The following is a 19344-nucleotide window of genomic DNA, read 5'->3' as shown; positions in this document are numbered from 1 at the left end:
GGCCGCTGTGATGACAAACCAGAGCATTATTGTCCCGAAGATTTCCACCGTCCCCGTCCATGAGGCCCGCGCCCGGGCGATCCTGCGCTGGCTGGTGCGCGAGAAAGTCATTGAGGAGCAACTGAGCACCTGCGGCAGCACCGGTAGCCGTATGGCCTACGCCATCGCCGAGGGCGCACGCAAAGTCGTCGAGCGGCCCGAACTGCTGCCGTTCGGCCAGCCGGTCAACGGCCTCGAGGTGATCACCAAACGCTGCATCTATACCCCCACCGATGGCTTTCTCGAAGAAGCCGGCTGCGCCGAGTGCCGCAAGGAAGTCGGCGTGGCGCTGTTCGAGAGCCTGGAAGACTGGATGCCCGGGCGCACGGAAAACTTCGTTTGCCCGCTGTGCGGCCATGAAGACGACATCAACGGCTTTCTGTTCCTGCAACCCTGTGCGTTTTCCAACCTCGGTTTCATCTTCAATAACTGGACTGCGGCGGGGTTCAGGCAGGGTTTTCTGGATAACTTCGCCGATTGGCTGGACCAGCCGGTGGCCGTGGTGCAGGTAAGCCGCGAAGGTAACTGACCGAAGGCCCATCTTTGCATTGAGCGAAGGGCACTGGATGAGTATAATGGCGCGCTTCCATTTTTCCCGCCCGGGAGCCCCCGCGATGCTGCGTATCAGCCAAGAAGCCCTGACCTTCGACGACATTCTCCTAGTGCCTGGTTATTCAGAGGTGCTACCCAATGAAGTCAGTCTCAAGACCCGTTTGACCCGTGGCATCGAGCTGAATATTCCGTTGGTTTCCGCCGCCATGGATACCGTGACCGAAGCCCGCCTGGCCATTGCCATGGCCCAGGAAGGCGGCATCGGCATCATCCACAAGAACATGACCATCGAGCAGCAGGCTGCCGAAGTGCGCAAGGTCAAGAAGTTCGAGGCTGGCGTGGTCAAGGACCCGATCACCATCGAGGCTGACGCCACGGTCCGTGACCTGTTCGAACTGACCCGGCTGAACAACATCTCCGGCGTTCCGGTGCTGCACAATGGCGACCTGGTCGGCATCGTCACCTCCCGCGACGTGCGCTTCGAAAACCGCCTGGACGCCACCGTCCGTGAAGTGATGACGCCTAAAGAGCGCCTGGTCACGGTCAAGGAAGGCGCCGACAAGAACGAAGCCCGCGAGCTGCTGCACAAGCACCGCATCGAGCGCGTACTGATCGTCGACGACAAATTTGCCCTCAAGGGCATGATGACCGTCAACGACATCGAAAAAGCCAAGGCCTACCCGCTGGCCAGCAAGGACGACCAGGGTCGTCTGCGTGTTGGTGCTGCGGTCGGTACCGGTAAAGACACCGGTGATCGCGTGTCGGCGCTGGTTGCTGCCGGCGTTGACGTGGTGGTGGTCGACACCGCTCACGGTCACTCCAAGGGCGTGATCGATCGCGTTCGCTGGGTAAAAGAGAACTTCCCGCAGGTTCAGGTCATCGGCGGCAACATCGCCACCGGCGCTGCGGCCAAGGCCCTGGCCGAAGCCGGCGCTGACGCCGTCAAGGTCGGTATCGGCCCGGGCTCGATCTGCACCACCCGTATCGTCGCCGGTGTCGGCGTGCCGCAGATCAGCGCCATCGCCAATGTTGCCGCGGCCCTCGAAGGCACTGGCATCCCGCTGATCGCCGATGGCGGTATCCGTTTCTCCGGTGACCTGTCCAAGGCCATCGTAGCCGGTGCCTCGGCAGTGATGATGGGTTCGATGTTCGCCGGTACCGAAGAGGCTCCGGGCGAGATCGAGCTGTTCCAGGGCCGTTCCTACAAGGCTTACCGCGGCATGGGCTCGCTGGGCGCCATGTCCCAGGCCCAGGGTTCTTCCGACCGTTACTTCCAGGACTCCTCGGCCGGTGCCGAGAAGCTGGTTCCGGAAGGTATCGAAGGCCGTGTGCCCTACAAGGGCACCCTGACCGCGATCATCCACCAGCTGATGGGCGGCCTGCGTTCCTCGATGGGTTACACCGGCAGCGCCAACATCGAAGAAATGCGCACCAAGCCCGAATTCGTGCGCATCACCGGTGCCGGCATGGCCGAGTCCCACGTGCATGACGTACAGATCACCAAAGAAGCGCCAAACTATCGGGTCGGCTAACGCCTCCAGCGGCAAGTGACAAGCTTCTAGCTCCAAGCGGTAGTTGCTCTGCAGCGGCTACCGCGTAATTCCCGAACAACTTGCGGCTTGCAGCGTGAAGCTTGCAGCTGCATCAGAGATTGAGTCATGGCCCTCGACATTCACGCTCACCGCATCCTGATCCTCGACTTCGGTTCCCAGTACACCCAGCTGATCGCTCGCCGCGTGCGCGAAATCGGCGTGTACTGCGAACTGCACCCGTTCGACATGGACGATGAAGCGATTCGCGAATTCGCCCCGCGCGGCATCATCCTCGCCGGCGGCCCCGAGTCCGTGCACGAAGCCAACAGCCCACGCGCGCCACAGGCGGTCTGGGACCTGGGCGTACCGGTATTCGGTATCTGCTACGGCATGCAGACCATGGCCGAACAGCTGGGCGGCAAGGTTGAAGGTTCCGAGCTGCGTGAGTTCGGTTATGCCCGCGTCGACGTAGTCGGCAAGAGCCGCCTGCTCGACGGCATCGAAGACCACGTTGACGCCGATGGCGTGTTCGGTCTGGATGTGTGGATGAGCCACGGTGACAAGGTCACCCGCATCCCGGAAGAATTCCACATCCTGGCCAGCACCCCGAGCTGCCCGATCGCCGGCATGGCCGACGACACCCGTGGCTACTACGGCGTGCAGTTCCACCCGGAAGTGACCCATACCAAGCAGGGCGGTCGCATTCTTTCGCGCTTCATCCTCGACATCTGCGGTTGCGAAGCGCTGTGGACCCCGTCGCACATTGCTGAAGACGCCATTGCCCAGATCCGCGCCCAGGTCGGCAGCGACAACGTCCTGCTCGGCCTGTCCGGCGGCGTTGACTCCTCTGTGGTTGCAGCGCTGCTGCACAAGGCCATCGGCGACCAGCTGACCTGCGTATTCGTCGACAACGGCCTGCTGCGCCTGCACGAAGGCGAGCAAGTGATGGCCATGTTCGCCGAGAACATGGGCGTCAAGGTAATCCGCGCCAACGCCGAAGAGCAGTTCCTCGGCAATCTGGCCGGCGAAGCCGACCCCGAGAAGAAGCGCAAGATCATCGGCCGCACCTTCATCGACGTGTTCGATGCCGAGTCGAGCAAGCTGCACAACATCAAGTACCTGGCCCAGGGCACCATCTACCCGGACGTGATCGAGTCGGCTGGCGCCAAGAGCGGCAAGGCCCACGTGATCAAGTCGCACCACAACGTCGGTGGCCTGCCGGAAGAGATGAACCTCAAGCTGGTCGAGCCGCTGCGCGAGCTGTTCAAGGACGAGGTTCGTCGCCTTGGCCTGGAGCTGGGCCTGCCGTACGACATGGTCTACCGTCACCCGTTCCCGGGTCCGGGCCTGGGCGTGCGCATCCTCGGTGAAGTGAAGAAGGAATACGCCGACCTGCTGCGTCGCGCCGACCACATCTTCATTGAAGAACTGCGCAAGGCCGACTGGTACCACAAGGTCAGCCAGGCCTTCGTGGTGTTCCAGCCGGTGAAATCGGTCGGTGTGGTTGGTGACGGCCGCCGTTACGCCTGGGTCGTGGCCCTGCGTGCGGTCGAGACCATCGACTTCATGACCGCGCGTTGGGCGCACCTGCCTTACGAGCTGCTGGAAACCGTCAGCGGCCGGATCATCAACGAGATCGAAGGCATCTCCCGCGTCACCTACGACGTGTCGAGCAAGCCGCCAGCGACCATCGAGTGGGAATGATCCTGCTGCGTGAACCGCTGTAGCGCTTGAAGCAAACGCCCCGACTTGTCGGGGCGTTTGTTTTTTCAGGCTTGAGTCAGGCCCGTGAGTTTGAGCGCCGAGACCAGTTCGCGCAGGTCTTTGAAGCGATGGTTGTGGACGCGGGGCCAGGGCCGGTCGATTGAGACCTGGTCCTCGGTGATGTGGATGACGGTGCGCACGATTGAGCGGTCGTTGCTGCGATGAAACAGTAGAGTCTGATCACCCTGCTGCTCGATCAAGAACATGCCGACCCGCGGCAGGCGGGTTTCGTGCAGGGTTGTCAGATCGGCTGCCCACGACCCCGGAGTTACGATGCGCAGCACCAGGTCATTCTTGACGAAGCGTGGCGCCTGGCCTTTGGACAGGTCGCCAAACCGGCCTTCATCGACAAACAGGCCGACGGTGGTCCCTGCTTCGGCATCGGCTACCCGCAGGCCAATTGCCTGGTTCAACTCGCTGAGCCCTGGCACCTGCTCGAAGGTGTTGGCGTGGGACTCTCCTACCAGCGCAATCCAGCGCCCCGGGCTTTGCTGTTCTACAGCACTGATGATTGAAGTGGCATAGCGATTCATCATTTCGATGCGCAGGGTGCCCTTCGGGTCTGCCAGGCCCGTCTGACGGTAGCTGGCCATGCAGTCGATGGCCTGGATGCGCAGGTGGTTGCGCTGGGCGGCCTTGACCAGGTTGAGGAAAGTGAACTGGCCTGACGGGTCGGTTCCGAACCCGCTATCGAGGCTTTTCAAGTACTTGTTCAAGCCCGGGGGCATCTTCCCGGTGCGCATGAAAATGTCCAGGTCGGCCTGATGGAAGTCGGTCAGCAGATGTTCCATGTACAGCGTGCGGACTTTCTGCTTGGCTAGCACCTCCATGTTCTCGATCAGGAACTTCTTGCTCGCAATCGAGCTGTGACGCTCGCCAATCACCAAACCTTCGGCGCGCTGAAACACCTCCTGGAAAATCGATTTGGGCGTGGCGCTGGCCGCCAGCGTGGGAATCTCTACTCGGGGCTGCACCTGCACTGTACGAAAATACGAGCGGCTTTCCTCCGCTAATTGCGTGCGTATCCGGGTGAATGATTCGGCGGCAGCGTTGAGTTCGGGATCGTTCATGACGATATAGCCTTTGAGTAACTGATCGCCCGGGTTGTTGGCGGCGCTCTCCAGCTTCGCGCGTAACTCGACCGGTACTTCATAGGGCGATAGGGGCAGTACGACGGGTGTTTGCGCTGCCGCGCTGGACCCCCAGGGATGTTTGCTCCAGAACTTGCCACCCCCTTGCAGGCCGGGCTTGGGCAGCAGTTCCCACTGGCCATTGGCGTTGAGCCTCACGGGCTGGCTGCGGTAGAACGCGTACGGGTTCTGTTCATCGATGATCACCCAGGTTTTCATTTCGCCAACGTAGCACACCGCATAAGGATCCCCGTTGAGGGTGATGTAGGTCTGGCCTTCGAGCAGATAGGTGCCGCGCAGGTTGCCTTCCAGTTGTGGGCGTTGCCCATCGACAATCACGTTGGCAATCGGCTGCTCCAGAGGCAGATCGATTATCTCCGGCAGGGGACGGGCTTCACTGGCGAAGGGCGGTCGAGGTGTGCGTATGCCGCTGGCGCTGCGTTCGGCTTCAAGTGGATCAACTACTTCAGCGACTTCGGCGGCTGCGCCGACGCCAAATACCAGGGTGGCGTCGAAGGCGGCACTGACTGCGCTGACGATGGCGCCAGTGACACCGGCCTTGCGTTCTGCGGTGGTGTCGCCGTTCACCGCCTGGTCGATGTTCAGTCCCAGGCTGGCCAGGTCCGCACCGACCACTGCCAAAGCCACTGGCCAACACACTGCACCGATGACACCAAAGGTGTTGGTAAAGGCATTGAGGTAACCGATCCACATCTGTTTGCGCAGTTCGCTGTTCGAGCGCAGCGCCGTGTCGGCGTCGGCATACATGCGTTCGCGGGCCTGGTCGCGCAGGTAGCTGAACAGATCTCCGGCGATTGGCCGGTCGAGCTGATTGATCAACGAATGGTCAGCATGACCGTAACTGGATACCAGTAGCTCGATAAGGCTGTTCAGGCCGACGCCCGAGCCCCGTGGCGGGTGGACCGACAACGGGAAGTGCGATTCGAAGCGCGCCCGGCTGGCCAGGTCGGTACAGGCCTGTTGCAGCACCCAGATGTGCAGGTCGTTGTTGGTTTCGAAGCTGTGCAGGGCGGTTGTTTCTCCGGGCATATAGACAAACTGATGACCTTCAGGGGAGACAATGCGCACGATGTCGCTGGCCAGGTAGCCGCCTATGTCGAAGGTCCGAACACTCCAGCCCTGCGCCGCCTGCACCTGATCTGCCAGTTGCTTGCGGGTGATCGGGGCACGCAAGTCGCCTGCCACTGCCTTGAAGATCGCCTGGCAGTGCTGCGGGTACAGCACGCCGCTTTGATAGTCCTCATACGCCTTGGCGAGGAAGTTGACCTTGGCCATCAGGCGAAAATCATCGGCATGGGCTTGCCAGAAGGCATCGAGCCGGTGGTTGAACAGCGTGCTGAAGTCGATCTGCCAGAACTCATTGAGCACATCCTGGCCCAGCATGCGAATTTCATTGGTTTCGTTGAAAACCGGGCTGTGTGGCCCGGCTCGGTAAAAGCCACCATCCTGTTGCAGCAGATCGCTGTTGTCCTGGTCGTGGCTGTTGAAACGGCGCATGACCAACTGTGGCAAGGTCATCGATTCAAGCGGTGGGCCGTAATGCTCCCAGCCGGTGAAGCTTCGTGTACTGCTTACCGCGCCAGCGAAGCGGTGCCAGTAAATGGTGTCTGGCTCTGGAGTCTGTCCGGTGTGCTTGAGCAGCAAGTTGCGGGCAACTTCACGGGCCATTTCCCACATGTCGGGGCATTGAGTCACCAGCGTGGAGGCGATGGTGTCGAGCGCTTGCTTCTGGCCTTGGCTGGAGGCCAGCGAATCGGAATGGACATTTAATTGATAGGGCATGTGCATCTCCTTGCAGATGAATGCCCATTGAGAAAGCCTGCGTCATACCTGCTGCCATAGGTATTTGTTGTTACAACGAAATGGATTTTTCTGACGTTACACCGAGCCGTTTCCCTGTCTAGCTGATGGCCGCCGGGAATACTTATGTAGTACCGCTCGCATCGACGCACGACCCAGGCTGAGGGTTTCTTGTGCAACGGAACTCATGTCATGGAACATTCGCAACCTGATGATCAGTCCACCCTGCAACTGGCGGCGGTTCGTGCGTCGCTGCGCCAGCTTGCCGAAACGGTGGTCAACGCCTTCCCGGACCTGCATGCCAGCGCCGGCGACGCAGCGGCGCAGCTGCTGGCCACACAAGCCAACCTGCACGCTGATCCGGACAGGATCTACTGGAACCGTTTCTCTCACGCTGCCAGCAACAGCCGCAGCTTTACAGGCTGGGAGCACTATGGAACACCTGATCAGTCCTTGACCTTGACCGAACTGGTCATGCGCCGCTTTCGCGTCAGTGACCAGGACAATGCCGACCTGCTGCTGTTGTACGGCGGTTTCTACACCGAGGGAGCAGAGGCGAGGCGCTTCGATGAAAGCAATGAAGTGCGACTGGACCCGCAAAAGGTCCTCAACGCCTTGTGGGAGATGGACTTTGGCGCCAGGTTCCAGCGCCAGCGAACGGCGTTCTGGGTCGAGCACGGTGCTGATGTGCGCGCGCTCAGCAAGCTCACTTACCTCGCGCAAGCGTTGCAGGCAGGCCTCGGCGGACAACTGAACGAGCAGCAGTTGCAACTGGTGTTCGACGCTGTCGGCTTTGACAGCAGCGTTGCTGCCCATCTGCAGCATTTTGAACACGTACAGCAACCTGCTGCCGGCACTCAGCTTGCGACCTTGAGCCTGGCCGGGCAGGCGTCGTCGGCGCTGGTGTGGTTGCAGGGGCCGGGGGCGCAGCATGTGCTCTATATGCCCGGTGCGGTGCCGTCGTTCCAGGCTTTCAGTAGCCAGCAGGAGCTGGCCAGATGGCTGTTTGGCTGGCTGCAGGTGGCCGTCAGCCGCGAGCAATTGTTGGCTTATTTCGCCAGTGATGCGCAGCAGGTGCAGAGGTTGCGTGAGCAACTCGCCTCTTGGGCGCAAGGCTCGGTCGAGGCTTTTGCCGCTCAGGTGCAGCGTGCGCCGATCAACGGCGAGGTCTTCACCTGGATGCGCGACAACGCCCGGCAGCACATGGAACTTGAAACCGATGCGGCCCTGCGTACCAATGCCGAACTGCGTGCGCAATTGTGGGTGGGTTACCTGGGCGTGGCCTCGCGCCTGCTGGGCGCCGTAGCGCCGGCGGGTTGGCCGTTGGCATTGCTGGCGGTGGCAACGGGCACTGCCAGTCTTGCCTTGAACGTCGAGCAGGCGGTCGATGGCGACAATCCCGAGGAGCGGCGGGCGGGTGTGCTTGGGGCGATTCTTGCCGGTGTCGAGGTCTTGCTCAACCTGCCATTCCTGCTGCCGCTGGGGCGTGGCGCGGCGCAAGCGCTGGGCCAGCTTGAAAGCAACCAGATCATTGACGTACCCGAGGCTTTCAGCGGCATCAAACAAGGTGTCAGTACCCTGGCGGATGGTGCCCAGTACATCGAACTTGAGGGTGTGCCCTATCGGGTTCGATATGACCAGGCCTTGGGCACCTGGCTGATTGTTCCGGAAGACAATCCCTTCGCGTTCAATGGGGTAGTGCCCGTGCGGCTGGACGAGCAGGGGCAGTGGGTTGTGCTAGACGCCGCCTGCCTGCGCGGGGGCGGCCAGTGCCTGGGCGGGCTGACCCCCGAAGTACCGGCTGCGCCCATGGATTATTCGTACTTCGAGGCCGAACCTGGCAGCTATGAAGTCCCGGAACCGTCCCGGCCCGCTGTGCGGGAGCTCATCAGTGCAAACAATCGGCGGGCGATCGGCGGTGATTACTACGACCCCGCGTCGCCACTGATGGAGGTGCGTGACAGCCTGCAGCAGATCCGGCAGCAATTGCGCACGGATGCCGAGCGGTTTTTCACCCGGCTGACCCTGCCCAGCTTCAAGATTCAGCCGCCAGCGGCCGCTATCAGCCCGCAGCGGGCATTCATCGAGCTGTTCGACGAGCATGCCGGCGTGGTCATTGGCGAATCCCACGCTTCGATCGCCAGCAAACGCTGGCTGCTGGAAAACCTCACGCCCCTGTATGCCAAGGGCGTGCGCACGCTCTATCTTGAGCACCTGATGACCGACCTGCACCAGGCGGATCTCGACCTGTTCCATCGCAGCGGGCGCATGACTACGCAATTGCGGCGCTACCTGGACCGTCTGGATCTTGGCCATCGCACCGACAGCGCCGGCCGCTATAACTTCCTGGAGCTGGTGCGCAAAGCCCGGGCCAACCGAATCAGGGTGCGGGCCTTGGATTGCGTCGCCAGTTATCACCTGGAAGGCCTCGACCTGGAGCAGCCGGGCAATCCGCTGCGCCAGAAAGTCATGAACTACTATGCCAACCGGGTTATTGGCGCCACGCAAGGCGAGGCTGACGCCGGCAAATGGATCGCGCTGGTCGGCAACACCCATAGCAACCTGTACAAACGCGTGCCAGGCCTGGCCGAGCTGCAAGGGGTGCCGGGCTTGCGCCTGGTCGATGCCGGGCCGGGGCAGGCCAGCGGCATTACCCTGGATGCGGGAGAGTACTATCTGCCGAGCATGGGCAGGCCCGACGGTATCGTCCAGGGCGATCTACGCCTGGCACTGCAAACCCAGGATCAGCCCGTTGCCTTTCGCGACGCCATCACTGCGCCGCCAGGGGTTATAAGGCCGGGAACCTAGGCCCTGCGGCAACTCTTCACTTAATATTTCTCAATTGCAGGTGTATCGTATTCGCCCTTCATCGCCGGTACCTTGGCACTTTGCCGCCAGGTGCCGGCATGTTGTTCCTGCGATGTGAGGTACCTGCTGCATGTCCTTTACCCGGCGACAAATTCTCGGTGGCCTGAGCGGCCTGGTGGCGATTGGCCTTGGCGCCGGTGGCGCATCGCGGTACTGGCTAGGAAGGACCGATCCGGATGCCGGGCATGACTACGAGCTGATCGCCGCGCCGCTGGATGTCGAGCTGGTCTCCGGCTTCAAGACCGAGGCCTGGGCCTTCGGCCCGTCGGCGCCGGGCACCGAGTTGCGGGTGCGCCAGGGCGAATGGCTGCGGGTGCGTTTCATCAACCACCTGCCAGTGGCCACCACCATCCACTGGCACGGCATCCGCCTGCCGCTGGAAATGGACGGCGTGCCTTACGTCTCGCAACTGCCGGTGTTGCCGGGCGAGTACTTCGATTACAAGTTCCGCGTACCGGATGCCGGCAGCTACTGGTACCACCCGCACGTCAACAGCTCCGAAGAACTCGGCCGCGGCCTGGTCGGCCCGCTGATCGTCGAGGAGCGCGAGCCCACCGGCTTCCAGCACGAACGCACCCTGAGCCTGAAGAACTGGCACGTCGACGAGCAGGGCGCTTATCTGCCCTTCAGCATCCCCCGTGAAGCTGCCCGTGGCGGCACCGCCGGCCGGTTGATTACCATCAACGGCCAGGCCAACGCCGTGGTCGAGATGCCTGCCGGGCAGATCGTGCGGGTGCGTCTGCTCAACCTCGACAACACCCTGACGTATCGCATTAACCTCAAAGGCAACTTTGAGGCGCGGGTCTACGCCCTGGACGGCAACCCCATCGTTCCGCGCCCGCTGGGCAAAGACTACTGGCTGGGCCCGGGCATGCGTATCTGCCTGGCGATCAAGATGCCGCCAGCCGGTGAAGAACTGTCATTGCGCGATGGCCCGGTGCGCCTGGGCACCCTGCGTTCGGTAGCCAGCAGCGAAGCCCCGGGCGACTGGCCGCCGGCGCTGCCGGCCAACCCGATCGCCGAGCCGGACCTGGCCAACGCCGAAAAGCTCAACTTCAATTTCGAGTGGGTCGGCTCGGTTTCGGTAAATACCGACAACGGTAAGCCGCCGAGCCTCTGGCAGATCAACGGCAAGGCCTGGGACATCACCGACAAGACCTGCGCCGACCGGCCGATTGCTACGCTGCAAAAGGGCAAGAGCTACATCTTCGAGCTGAAGAACATGACCCAGTACCAGCACCCGATCCACCTGCACGGCATGAGTTTCAAGGTGATCAGCTCGAACAAGCGCAAGATCGAGCCGTATTTCACCGACACTTACCTACTGGGCAAGAACGAGCGCGCACGGGTGGCGCTGGTGGCGGATAACCCGGGTACCTGGATGTTCCATTGCCACGTGATCGATCATATGGAAACCGGCCTGATGGCCGCGATCGAGGTGGCCTGATGCGTCAGCCGCAGATCATCGATCGCAGCCGCGACCAGCAATTCATGCGCCTGGCGCTGGAGCTGGCGGCGCAAGGCGCGGCCATGGGCGAAGTGCCGGTGGGCGCGGTGCTGGTCCAGCACGGCCAGGTGATCGGCCGTGGCTTCAACTGCCCGATCAGCGGCAGCGACCCCAGTGCCCATGCCGAGATGGTCGCCATCCGCGCCGCCGCCCAGGCCGCGAGCAACTACCGGCTGCCCGGCAGCACCCTGTACGTGACCCTGGAGCCGTGCAGCATGTGCGCCGGGCTGATCGTGCATTCGCGGATCAACCGGGTGGTGTACGGCGCGCTGGAGCCAAAGGCCGGCGTGGTGCAGAGCCAGGGGCAGTTCTTTACCCAGGGCTTTCTCAACCATCGGGTGCTATTTGAGGGTGGGGTATTGGCAGAGGAGTGCGGAGCGATTCTGTCCGAGTTCTTCAAGGCGCGCCGGGCCAAGGCCTGAGGTGGCCTTGCCCCGCGAAACAGTTCAGAGTGGCGGGGTCTGCTCGGTCGGCTTGGTCTTGTTCACGCCGGGCACGTGCAGGTTGCTCTCGGCCACCTGGCTGCCTTCAAGCTGCGGCTGGGTCACCCAGGTGAGGATGTCGTAGTAGCGGCGGATGTTGGCGACGAAGTGCACCGGCTCGCCACCGCGGGCATAGCCGTAGCGGGTCTTGCTGTACCACTGCTTCTGCGACAGGCGCGGCAGCATCTTCTTCACGTCCAGCCACTTGTTGGGGTTCAGGCCTTCGCGCTTGGCCAGCTTGCGCGCATCGTCCAGGTGGCCGCTGCCGACGTTGTAGGCGGCCAGGGCGAACCAGGTGCGGTCCGGCTCCTCGATGCTGTCATCGAGCTCGGATTTGACGTACATGAAGTACTTGGCACCGCCGCGGATGCTCTGCACCGGGTCCAGGCGGTTGGACACGCCCATGGCCTGGGCGGTGCGCTGGGTCAGCATCATCAGGCCGCGCACGCCGGTCTTGGAGGTGACCTCGGCCTGCCACATCGACTCCTGATAGCCGATTGCGGCCAGCAGGCGCCAGTCGACCTGTTCCTTCTTGGCCGAGGCCTGGAAGGCCTTCTCGTAGCGCGGCAGGCGTTGCTGCAGGTGCTGGGCAAAGGTATAAGCGCCTACATAACCCAGTACATCGACGTGGCCGTAGTAGCGATCTTTCAGACGCTGCAAGGTGCCATTCTTCTGCACCTTGTCGAGAAATTCGTTGATCTCGTTGAGCAGGCTGTTGTCTTCGCCGGCTGCCACCGCCCAGCGCTGGTCACGGGCATCGCCGAGGTCGAAAGCCACCCGCACCTTGGGGAAGTAGACCTGGTTCATTGCCAGTTCATTGGAGTCGACCAGGGTCAGGTCGATCTGCCCCTCATCGACCATGCGCAGCAGGTCGACCACCTCAACTGCGTCAGATTCTTCGTATTCGAGCGCCGGATACTGCTTTTTCAGCTCGGCCATCTGCTCGGCGTGGGTGCTGCCCTTGAGCACCATGATCTTCTTGCCGACCAGGTCCTTGGCGTCGGTGGGCCGTGGACGGCCGTTGCGGTAGATGATCTGCGGGGTGACTTCCAGATACGGGTGTGAAAAGCGCACCTGCGACTTGCGCTGTTCGCTGCTGACCAGGCCGGCCGCTGCCAGCACCGGGCCGGACGGCTGGCCGAGCTGGTTGAACAGGTCGTCGAGATTGTCGGCGGTCTCGATCTTCAGCTCTACGCCCAGATCGTCGGCGAAACGCTTGACCAGCTCGTACTCAAAGCCGGTTTCGCCGTTGCGGTCCTGGAAGTAGGTGGCCGGGCTGTTGCGGGTAATTACGCGCAGCACGCCGTCTTCCTTGACACGCTCGAGGGTGCTGGGTTTTTCAACACAGGCACCGAGCATCAGGAAGAGTCCGGTTGCGATGAGCCATCTGGCGCACCGCTGGCGCAAAGCGGTTTGGGCGAACATAGGTTGCAGTATACGCAAAGGACCGGCCGCGCCATATCTCGACAACGGTTTGCTTGTCTGCTAGCGATCTTTGCGTTAAAGGCAAAATGCAGGGCAAAACCGGCGGTTTTTTTTGACCCCCGAGTCCGCTTTGCCGGGCCGACATGCGGAGGTGCTGCAATGCTGTGTTTCGGGTGCCGGAAGCGCCGGAATTAGGCTAGAATGCACGGCCTCTAAGCACACCCCCTTCCTGAGGCTGTCCCGACGATGTTGATCCTGCGCGGCGCTCCTGCCCTTTCTGCCTTTCGCCACGGTAAGTTAATCGAGCAACTGAGCCAGAAAGTCCCCGCTGTTAGTGGTTTGTATGCTGAATTCACGCATTTCGCCGAGGTTGACGGCGATCTGAGTGCCGACCAACAGCAAGTGCTCGCGCGCCTGCTCAAGTACGGCCCGAGCGTACCGGTCCAGGAGCCAAGCGGGCGCCTGTTCCTGGTGGTTCCGCGTTTCGGCACCATCTCGCCCTGGTCGAGCAAGGCCAGCGACATCGCTCACAACTGCGGCCTGGAAAACATCCAGCGCCTGGAACGGGGCATTGCCTACTACGTCAGCGGTGAGCTGAGCGACGCCGACGCCGCCATCGTTGCCGACATCCTCCACGACCGCATGACCCAGCTGGTGCTGGCCAAGCTTGAAGAGGCCGCCAGCCTGTTCAGCCACGCCCAGCCCAAGCCGCTGACCGCTGTCGACATTCTCGGCGGTGGCCGCGCCGCGCTGGAGAAAGCCAACGTCGAGCTGGGCCTGGCCCTGGCCGAAGACGAGATCGATTACCTGGTCACCAGCTTCCAGGGCCTCAAGCGCAACCCGCACGACATCGAACTGATGATGTTCGCCCAGGCCAACTCCGAGCACTGCCGCCACAAGATCTTCAACGCCAGTTGGGATATCGACGGCCAGAGCCAGGAAAAAAGCCTGTTCGGCATGATCAAGAACACCTACCAGATGCACAACGAAGGCGTGCTGTCGGCTTACAAGGACAACGCCTCGGTGATCGTCGGTTCTGTGGCCGGGCGTTTCTTCCCGAACCCTGAGACCCGCCAGTACGGCGCGGTGCAGGAGCCGGTGCACATCCTGATGAAGGTCGAGACCCACAACCACCCGACCGCCATCTCGCCGTTCTCCGGCGCCTCCACCGGTTCCGGCGGCGAAATCCGTGACGAAGGCGCTACCGGCCGCGGTGCCAAGCCCAAGGCCGGCCTGACCGGTTTCACCGTTTCCAACCTGCGCATCCCGGGCTTTGAACAGCCATGGGAGCAGGCCTACGGCAAGCCGGACCGCATCGTCACCGCCCTCGACATCATGGTCGAAGGCCCGCTGGGTGGCGCCGCGTTCAACAACGAATTCGGCCGTCCGGCGCTGACTGGCTACTTCCGCACCTTCGAGCAGTCGATCAACACCCCGCACGGTGAAGAAGTTCGCGGTTACCACAAGCCGATCATGCTGGCCGGTGGCCTGGGCAACATCCGCGAAGACCACGTGCAAAAGGGCGAGATCACCGTCGGCGCCAAGCTGATCGTGCTCGGTGGCCCGGCCATGCTCATCGGCCTGGGTGGCGGCGCGGCTTCGTCGGTCGATACCGGCGCCAGCTCCGCTGACCTCGATTTCGCCTCGGTGCAGCGCGAGAACCCGGAAATGGAACGCCGCTGCCAGGAGGTCATCGACCGTTGCTGGCAGCTGGGTGACAACAACCCGATCGCCTTCATCCACGACGTCGGCGCCGGCGGTATTTCCAACGCCTTCCCGGAACTGGTCAACGACGGTGGCCGCGGTGGCCGCTTCGAACTGCGCAACGTGCCCAACGACGAGCCGGGCATGGCCCCGCACGAGATCTGGAGCAACGAATCCCAGGAACGCTACGTGCTGGCGGTCAGCGCTGGCGACTTCGAGCGCTTCCAGGCCATCTGTGAGCGCGAGCGTTGCCCGTTCGCGGTGGTCGGCGAGGCCACTGCCGAGCCGCACCTGACCGTGACCGACAGCCACTTCGGCAACACCCCGGTCGACATGCCGCTCGACGTGCTGCTGGGCAAGCCGCCGCGCATGCACCGTTCGGTGACCCGCGAAGCGGAGCTGGGCGATGATTTCGACCCAAGCACCCTGGAACTGAACGACTCGGTCGAGCGCGTCCTGCGCCACCCGGCCGTGGCCAGCAAGAGCTTCCTGATCACCATCGGCGACCGCACCATCACCGGCCTGGTTGCCCGCGACCAGATGGTCGGCCCTTGGCAGGTACCGGTGGCCGACTGCGCCGTCACCGCCACCAGCTTCGACGTCTACAGCGGTGAAGCCATGGCCATGGGCGAGCGTACCCCGCTGGCCCTGCTCGACGCCCCGGCGTCCGGGCGCATGGCCATTGGCGAGACCCTGACCAACCTGGCTGCCGCGCACATCGGCAAGCTGTCCGACATCAAGCTGTCGGCCAACTGGATGTCGGCTGCCGGCCACCCGGGTGAAGATGCCCGCCTGTACGACACCGTCAAGGCTGTCGGCATGGAGCTGTGCCCGGAGCTGGGCCTGACCATTCCGGTGGGCAAGGACTCGATGTCGATGAAGACCAAGTGGAGCGAAGAGGGCGTTGACAAGAGCGTCACCTCGCCGATGTCGCTGATCGTCAGCGGCTTCGCCCCGGTGCTCGACGTACGCAAGACCCTGACCCCGCAACTGCGTATGGACAAGGGCGAGACCGACCTGATCCTGATCGACCTGGGCCGCGGCAAGAACCGCATGGGCGCCTCGATCCTGGCCCAGACCCACGGCAAGCTGGCCGCCGTAGCGCCGGACGTCGACGACGCCGAAGACCTCAAGGCCTTCTTCGCCGTGATCCAGGGCCTGAACGCCGACGGCCACCTGCTGGCCTACCACGACCGTTCCGACGGTGGCCTGCTGACCACCGTGCTGGAAATGGCCTTCGCCGGCCACTGCGGCCTGGACCTGGAACTGGACACCCTGACCAGCAAGCGCGAAAAAGTCGCCGCCATCCTCTTCAACGAAGAGCTGGGCGCGGTGATTCAGGTGCGTCAGGACGCTACTCCGGACGTGCTGGCGCAGTTCAGCGCAGCCGGCCTGGGTGAAGACTGTGTCGCGGTGATCGGCCAGCCGATCAACAACGGCGAAGTGCTGATCAAGCTGGCCGGTGAAGAACTGTTCAAGGGCGACCGCCGCCTGCTGCAGCGCCAGTGGGCCGAGACCAGCTACCAGATCCAGCGTCTGCGCGACAACGCCGACTGCGCCGACCAAGAGTTCGACGTGCTGCTGGAAGAAGACAACCCCGGCCTGAGCGTCAAGCTCGGCTTCGACGTCAACCAGGACATCGCCGCGCCGTACATCAAGAAGGGCGTGCGTCCGCAAGTGGCAGTGCTGCGCGAGCAGGGCGTCAACGGCCAGGTCGAAATGGCCGCAGCCTTCGACCGCGCCGGCTTCAACGCCATCGACGTGCACATGAGCGATATCCTTGCCGGTCGCGTCGACCTCAACGACTTCAAGGGCCTGGTGGCCTGCGGCGGTTTCTCCTACGGTGACGTGCTCGGCGCCGGTGAAGGCTGGGCCAAGTCGGCGCTGTTCAACGCCCGTGCCCGTGATGCCTTCCAGGGCTTCTTCGAGCGCAGCGACAGCTTCACCCTGGGCGTGTGCAACGGTTGCCAGATGATGTCCAACCTGCACGAGCTGATTCCGGGCAGCGAGTTCTGGCCGCACTTCGTGCGTAACCGCTCCGAACAGTTCGAAGCCCGTGTGGCCATGGTCGAAGTGCAGAAGTCGAACTCGATCTTCCTTCAGGGCATGGCCGGTTCGCGCATGCCGATCGCCATCGCCCACGGTGAAGGCCATGCCGAGTTCGCTAGCGAAGAAGCCTTGCTCGAAGCCGACCTGTCCGGTTGCGTGGCCCTGCGCTTCGTCGACAACCACGGCAAGGTCACCGAAAGCTACCCGGCCAACCCGAACGGCTCGCCGCGCGGGATTACCGGCCTGACCAGCCGCGACGGTCGCGTCACCATCATGATGCCGCACCCTGAGCGGGTCTTCCGTGCCGTGCAGAACTCCTGGCGTCCGGATGACTGGAACGAAGACGCGGCGTGGATGCGCATGTTCCGCAACGCCCGGGCGTGGGTGAACTAAGGGGTGTACAAGCTCGCCTTCTTCGTCCCGCCAAGCCACGTGGAGGTGGTCAAGGCCGCTGTGTTCGCCGCCGGTGGCGGGTGCATCGGCAACTACGACTGCTGCGCCTGGCAGGTGTTGGGCCAGGGCCAGTTCCGTCCGCTGGACGGCAGTCAGCCGTTCCTCGGGCAGGCGGGCGTGGTCGAGCAGGTCGAAGAATGGCGGGTTGAGCTGGTGGTGGCCGACGAGCTGATCGGCTCGGTGGTCGCTGCCCTCAAGCTCAGCCACCCTTATGAAACCCCGGCTTATGAGGTCTGGCAGCTAGCGGACTTCTAAGGATCTCATCGCGGGTCAAGTCGGGTCGCCGCACCGCCGCTCCCACAGTGGGAGCGGCGGTGCGACGCCTCGACTTGCCCCGCGATGCTTTTCAGCCCTGCAACGCCTGGCTCAAGGCAGCAGCACGCTTGCCCAGCAACAAATGCCAGGTCCCGTCCGCCAGCGGACTCACCCCCTGGCACCCCAGCGCCAACAGGCGCTCGCGCGTCACTTTGCGCGCATCCTTGAGCTCGACCCGCACTCGGGTCAGGGCCACGCAATCGACCTTCAACAAGTTGTCCTTGCCACCCAATGCACTGAGCCAGTCTTCAGCGGCCATGCTTTCGCTCGCCTCGGCTTTCACTTGCGGCTGTTCGACGACATTCGCCAGGGCATGGGGCAGCTGGTTGCGAATCTCGTCGGCAATGGTGTCGGCCAGCGGCCCGACCACCACCTGCAGGCTACCGCCGGAACCCGGACGTACCACGGCCATGGCCCCGAGGGTTTTCAGCATGCCATCGTGGGCCAGGCCGCGGTCATTGAGCAACAGGCGCAGGCGTGTGGTGCAGGCGTCTACCGAGAGCAGGTTGGCGGCACCGCCGAGAGCATCGATGTAGCGCTTGCCGCGTGGTGCGCTAGCGTCCTGGACTGGAGCTTCTTCGCTGGGCTGGTCTTCGCGGCCCGGGGTTTTCAGGTTGAAGCGGCGGATACAGAAGTCGAAAACGAAGTAGTACACCAGCGCATACAAAAGCCCGACCGGGAACACCATCCAGCCATTGGTCGAGCGGCCCCAGCCCAGGGCCATGTCGATGGCGCCACCGGAGAAGGTAAAGCCCAGGCGGATATTGAGCAGGTCGCACAGGGCCATGGCCAGTCCGGTGAGCACGGCATGGATCAGGAACAGCAGCGGCGCGAGGAACATGAAGGCGAACTCGATCGGCTCGGTAACGCCGGTCAGCGCCGAGGTCAGGGCCATCGACAGGAGGATGCCGCCAATCAGTTTGCGCCGCCCCGGCAGGGCATGGCGGTACATGGCCAGGCAGGCGGCGGGCAGGCCGAAGATCATCATCGGGAACATCCCGGCGAGGAATTGGCCGGCCCGGGGATCGCCGGCGAAATAGCGGCTGATGTCGCCGGTTACCGTCAGGCCATTGGCACCTTCGAAACTGCCAAAGACGAACCACACCAGATTGTTGAGGATATGGTGCAGGCCGGTGACGATCAGCAGGCGGTTGAACACGCCGAAGAAGAACGCGCCGATGCTGCCGCTGTCGAGCAGCAGTTGGCCGAGGCTGTTGATGCCGTTCTGCAGGGGCGGCCAGATCAGGCCGAACAGCAAGCCCAGGCCCACCGCCGATAAACCGGTGGCAATCGGCACGAAACGCCGGCCACCGAAGAAGGCCAGGTACTCGGGTAGCTTGATGTCCTTGAAACGGTTGTACAGCGCACCGCCGAGCAGGCCGCACAGAATCCCGGCGAGCATGCCCATGTCGATGTGCGGGTCGATGACCTTGAGGGTCGAGACCAGCACCAGGTAACCAATGGCCCCGGCCAGGCCCGCGGTGCCGTTGTTGTCGCGGGCAAAGCCGACGGCAATGCCGATGGCGAAGATCAGCGCCAGGTTGGCGAAAATCGCGTTGCCGGCATCGTGGATCAGGGCGATGTCCAACAGGTCGGTGTCGCCCAGGCGCAGCAGCAGGCCGGCAATCGGCAGGATGGCGATGGGCAGCATGAGGGCGCGGCCGAGCCGTTGCAGGCCCTGGATGAAGTGCTGGTACATGGTG

At 63.0% G+C, this 19344-nt stretch carries 11 protein-coding genes; 8 read left to right on the top strand and 3 right to left on the bottom strand.

Going from position 1 to position 19344, the window contains the following annotated elements:
- The first annotated feature begins 10 nt into the window (after window positions 1–10).
- From JYG36_RS22075 to guaA, 3 genes are all read left to right on the top strand, one after another.
- The gene (locus JYG36_RS22075; RefSeq protein ID WP_045196470.1) at window positions 11–568 is read left to right on the top strand and encodes a sugar ABC transporter ATPase; all 558 of its coding nucleotides are present in this window, start codon (window positions 11–13) and stop codon (window positions 566–568) included.
- A gap of 85 nt (window positions 569–653) precedes the next feature.
- Window positions 654–2123, top strand: coding sequence for an IMP dehydrogenase (gene guaB, locus JYG36_RS22070; RefSeq protein WP_045196472.1), 1470 nt, complete (start codon window positions 654–656; stop codon window positions 2121–2123).
- A 126-nt stretch (window positions 2124–2249) separates the two neighbouring features.
- On the top strand, window positions 2250–3827 hold the full coding sequence (guaA, locus tag JYG36_RS22065; protein WP_045196475.1) for a glutamine-hydrolyzing GMP synthase: 1578 nt from the start codon (window positions 2250–2252) through the stop codon (window positions 3825–3827).
- Window positions 3828–3892: 65 nt separating this feature from the next.
- Here guaA and JYG36_RS22060 read toward each other — a convergent pair whose 3' ends face one another.
- On the bottom strand, window positions 3893–6820 hold the full coding sequence (locus JYG36_RS22060; protein WP_213602284.1) for a membrane-targeted effector domain-containing toxin: 2928 nt from the start codon (window positions 6818–6820) through the stop codon (window positions 3893–3895).
- A gap of 210 nt (window positions 6821–7030) precedes the next feature.
- Here JYG36_RS22060 and JYG36_RS22055 point away from each other — a divergent pair, with 210 nt between their 5' ends.
- From JYG36_RS22055 to tadA, 3 genes are all read left to right on the top strand, one after another.
- Window positions 7031–9646: a membrane-targeted effector domain-containing toxin gene (locus tag JYG36_RS22055; protein ID WP_213602282.1), complete on the top strand. Its 2616-nt coding sequence runs from the start codon at window positions 7031–7033 to the stop codon at window positions 9644–9646.
- Window positions 9647–9776: 130 nt separating this feature from the next.
- Window positions 9777–11153: a multicopper oxidase family protein gene (locus JYG36_RS22050; protein ID WP_213602280.1), complete on the top strand. Its 1377-nt coding sequence runs from the start codon at window positions 9777–9779 to the stop codon at window positions 11151–11153.
- On the top strand, window positions 11153–11635 hold the full coding sequence (gene tadA / locus JYG36_RS22045) for a tRNA adenosine(34) deaminase TadA (RefSeq protein ID WP_093386979.1): 483 nt from the start codon (window positions 11153–11155) through the stop codon (window positions 11633–11635). The genes JYG36_RS22050 and tadA overlap by 1 nt, the downstream gene beginning before the upstream one ends.
- Window positions 11636–11659: 24 nt before the next feature.
- Here the strand turns inward: tadA and mltF are convergent, their stop codons facing one another.
- Window positions 11660–13120 carry a membrane-bound lytic murein transglycosylase MltF gene (gene mltF / locus JYG36_RS22040; protein ID WP_045196482.1) on the bottom strand — a complete coding sequence of 487 codons (1461 nt, stop codon included), beginning with the start codon at window positions 13118–13120 and terminating at the stop codon, window positions 11660–11662.
- Window positions 13121–13366: 246 nt separating this feature from the next.
- On the opposite strand from mltF, the gene purL reads away from it, so the two are divergent.
- Both purL and JYG36_RS22030 read left to right on the top strand, forming a co-directional pair.
- Window positions 13367–17266, top strand: coding sequence for a phosphoribosylformylglycinamidine synthase (gene purL, locus JYG36_RS22035; RefSeq protein ID WP_093386975.1), 3900 nt, complete (start codon window positions 13367–13369; stop codon window positions 17264–17266).
- 3 nt (window positions 17267–17269) lie between these two features.
- Window positions 17270–17581 (top strand): YqfO family protein, encoded by a 312-nt coding sequence (locus JYG36_RS22030; RefSeq protein ID WP_213602278.1) that lies wholly within the window; start codon window positions 17270–17272, stop codon window positions 17579–17581.
- 91 nt (window positions 17582–17672) lie between these two features.
- On the opposite strand, the gene nagE is transcribed toward JYG36_RS22030, so the two are convergent.
- Window positions 17673–19340 (bottom strand): N-acetylglucosamine-specific PTS transporter subunit IIBC, encoded by a 1668-nt coding sequence (gene nagE / locus JYG36_RS22025; protein WP_093386962.1) that lies wholly within the window; start codon window positions 19338–19340, stop codon window positions 17673–17675.
- Between the last annotated feature and the right edge of the window lie 4 nt (window positions 19341–19344).

Source organism: Pseudomonas sp. SORT22 (assembly GCF_018417635.1).
Taxonomy (GTDB): domain Bacteria; phylum Pseudomonadota; class Gammaproteobacteria; order Pseudomonadales; family Pseudomonadaceae; genus Aquipseudomonas.
This window is presented reverse-complemented; position numbering and strand designations above follow the sequence as displayed.

What these genes read in the sequence shown, in the direction of transcription:
- JYG36_RS22075 (WP_045196470.1), top strand. Translation starts at nt 11, where the DNA reads ATGACAAACCAGAGCATTATTGTCCCGAAGATTTCCACCGTCCCCGTC.
- guaB (WP_045196472.1), top strand. Translation starts at nt 654, where the DNA reads ATGCTGCGTATCAGCCAAGAAGCCCTGACCTTCGACGACATTCTCCTA.
- guaA (WP_045196475.1), top strand. Translation starts at nt 2,250, where the DNA reads ATGGCCCTCGACATTCACGCTCACCGCATCCTGATCCTCGACTTCGGT.
- JYG36_RS22060 (WP_213602284.1), bottom strand. Translation starts at nt 6,820, where the DNA reads ATGCCCTATCAATTAAATGTCCATTCCGATTCGCTGGCCTCCAGCCAA.
- JYG36_RS22055 (WP_213602282.1), top strand. Translation starts at nt 7,031, where the DNA reads ATGGAACATTCGCAACCTGATGATCAGTCCACCCTGCAACTGGCGGCG.
- JYG36_RS22050 (WP_213602280.1), top strand. Translation starts at nt 9,777, where the DNA reads ATGTCCTTTACCCGGCGACAAATTCTCGGTGGCCTGAGCGGCCTGGTG.
- tadA (WP_093386979.1), top strand. Translation starts at nt 11,153, where the DNA reads ATGCGTCAGCCGCAGATCATCGATCGCAGCCGCGACCAGCAATTCATG.
- mltF (WP_045196482.1), bottom strand. Translation starts at nt 13,120, where the DNA reads ATGTTCGCCCAAACCGCTTTGCGCCAGCGGTGCGCCAGATGGCTCATC.
- purL (WP_093386975.1), top strand. Translation starts at nt 13,367, where the DNA reads ATGTTGATCCTGCGCGGCGCTCCTGCCCTTTCTGCCTTTCGCCACGGT.
- nagE (WP_093386962.1), bottom strand. Translation starts at nt 19,340, where the DNA reads ATGTACCAGCACTTCATCCAGGGCCTGCAACGGCTCGGCCGCGCCCTC.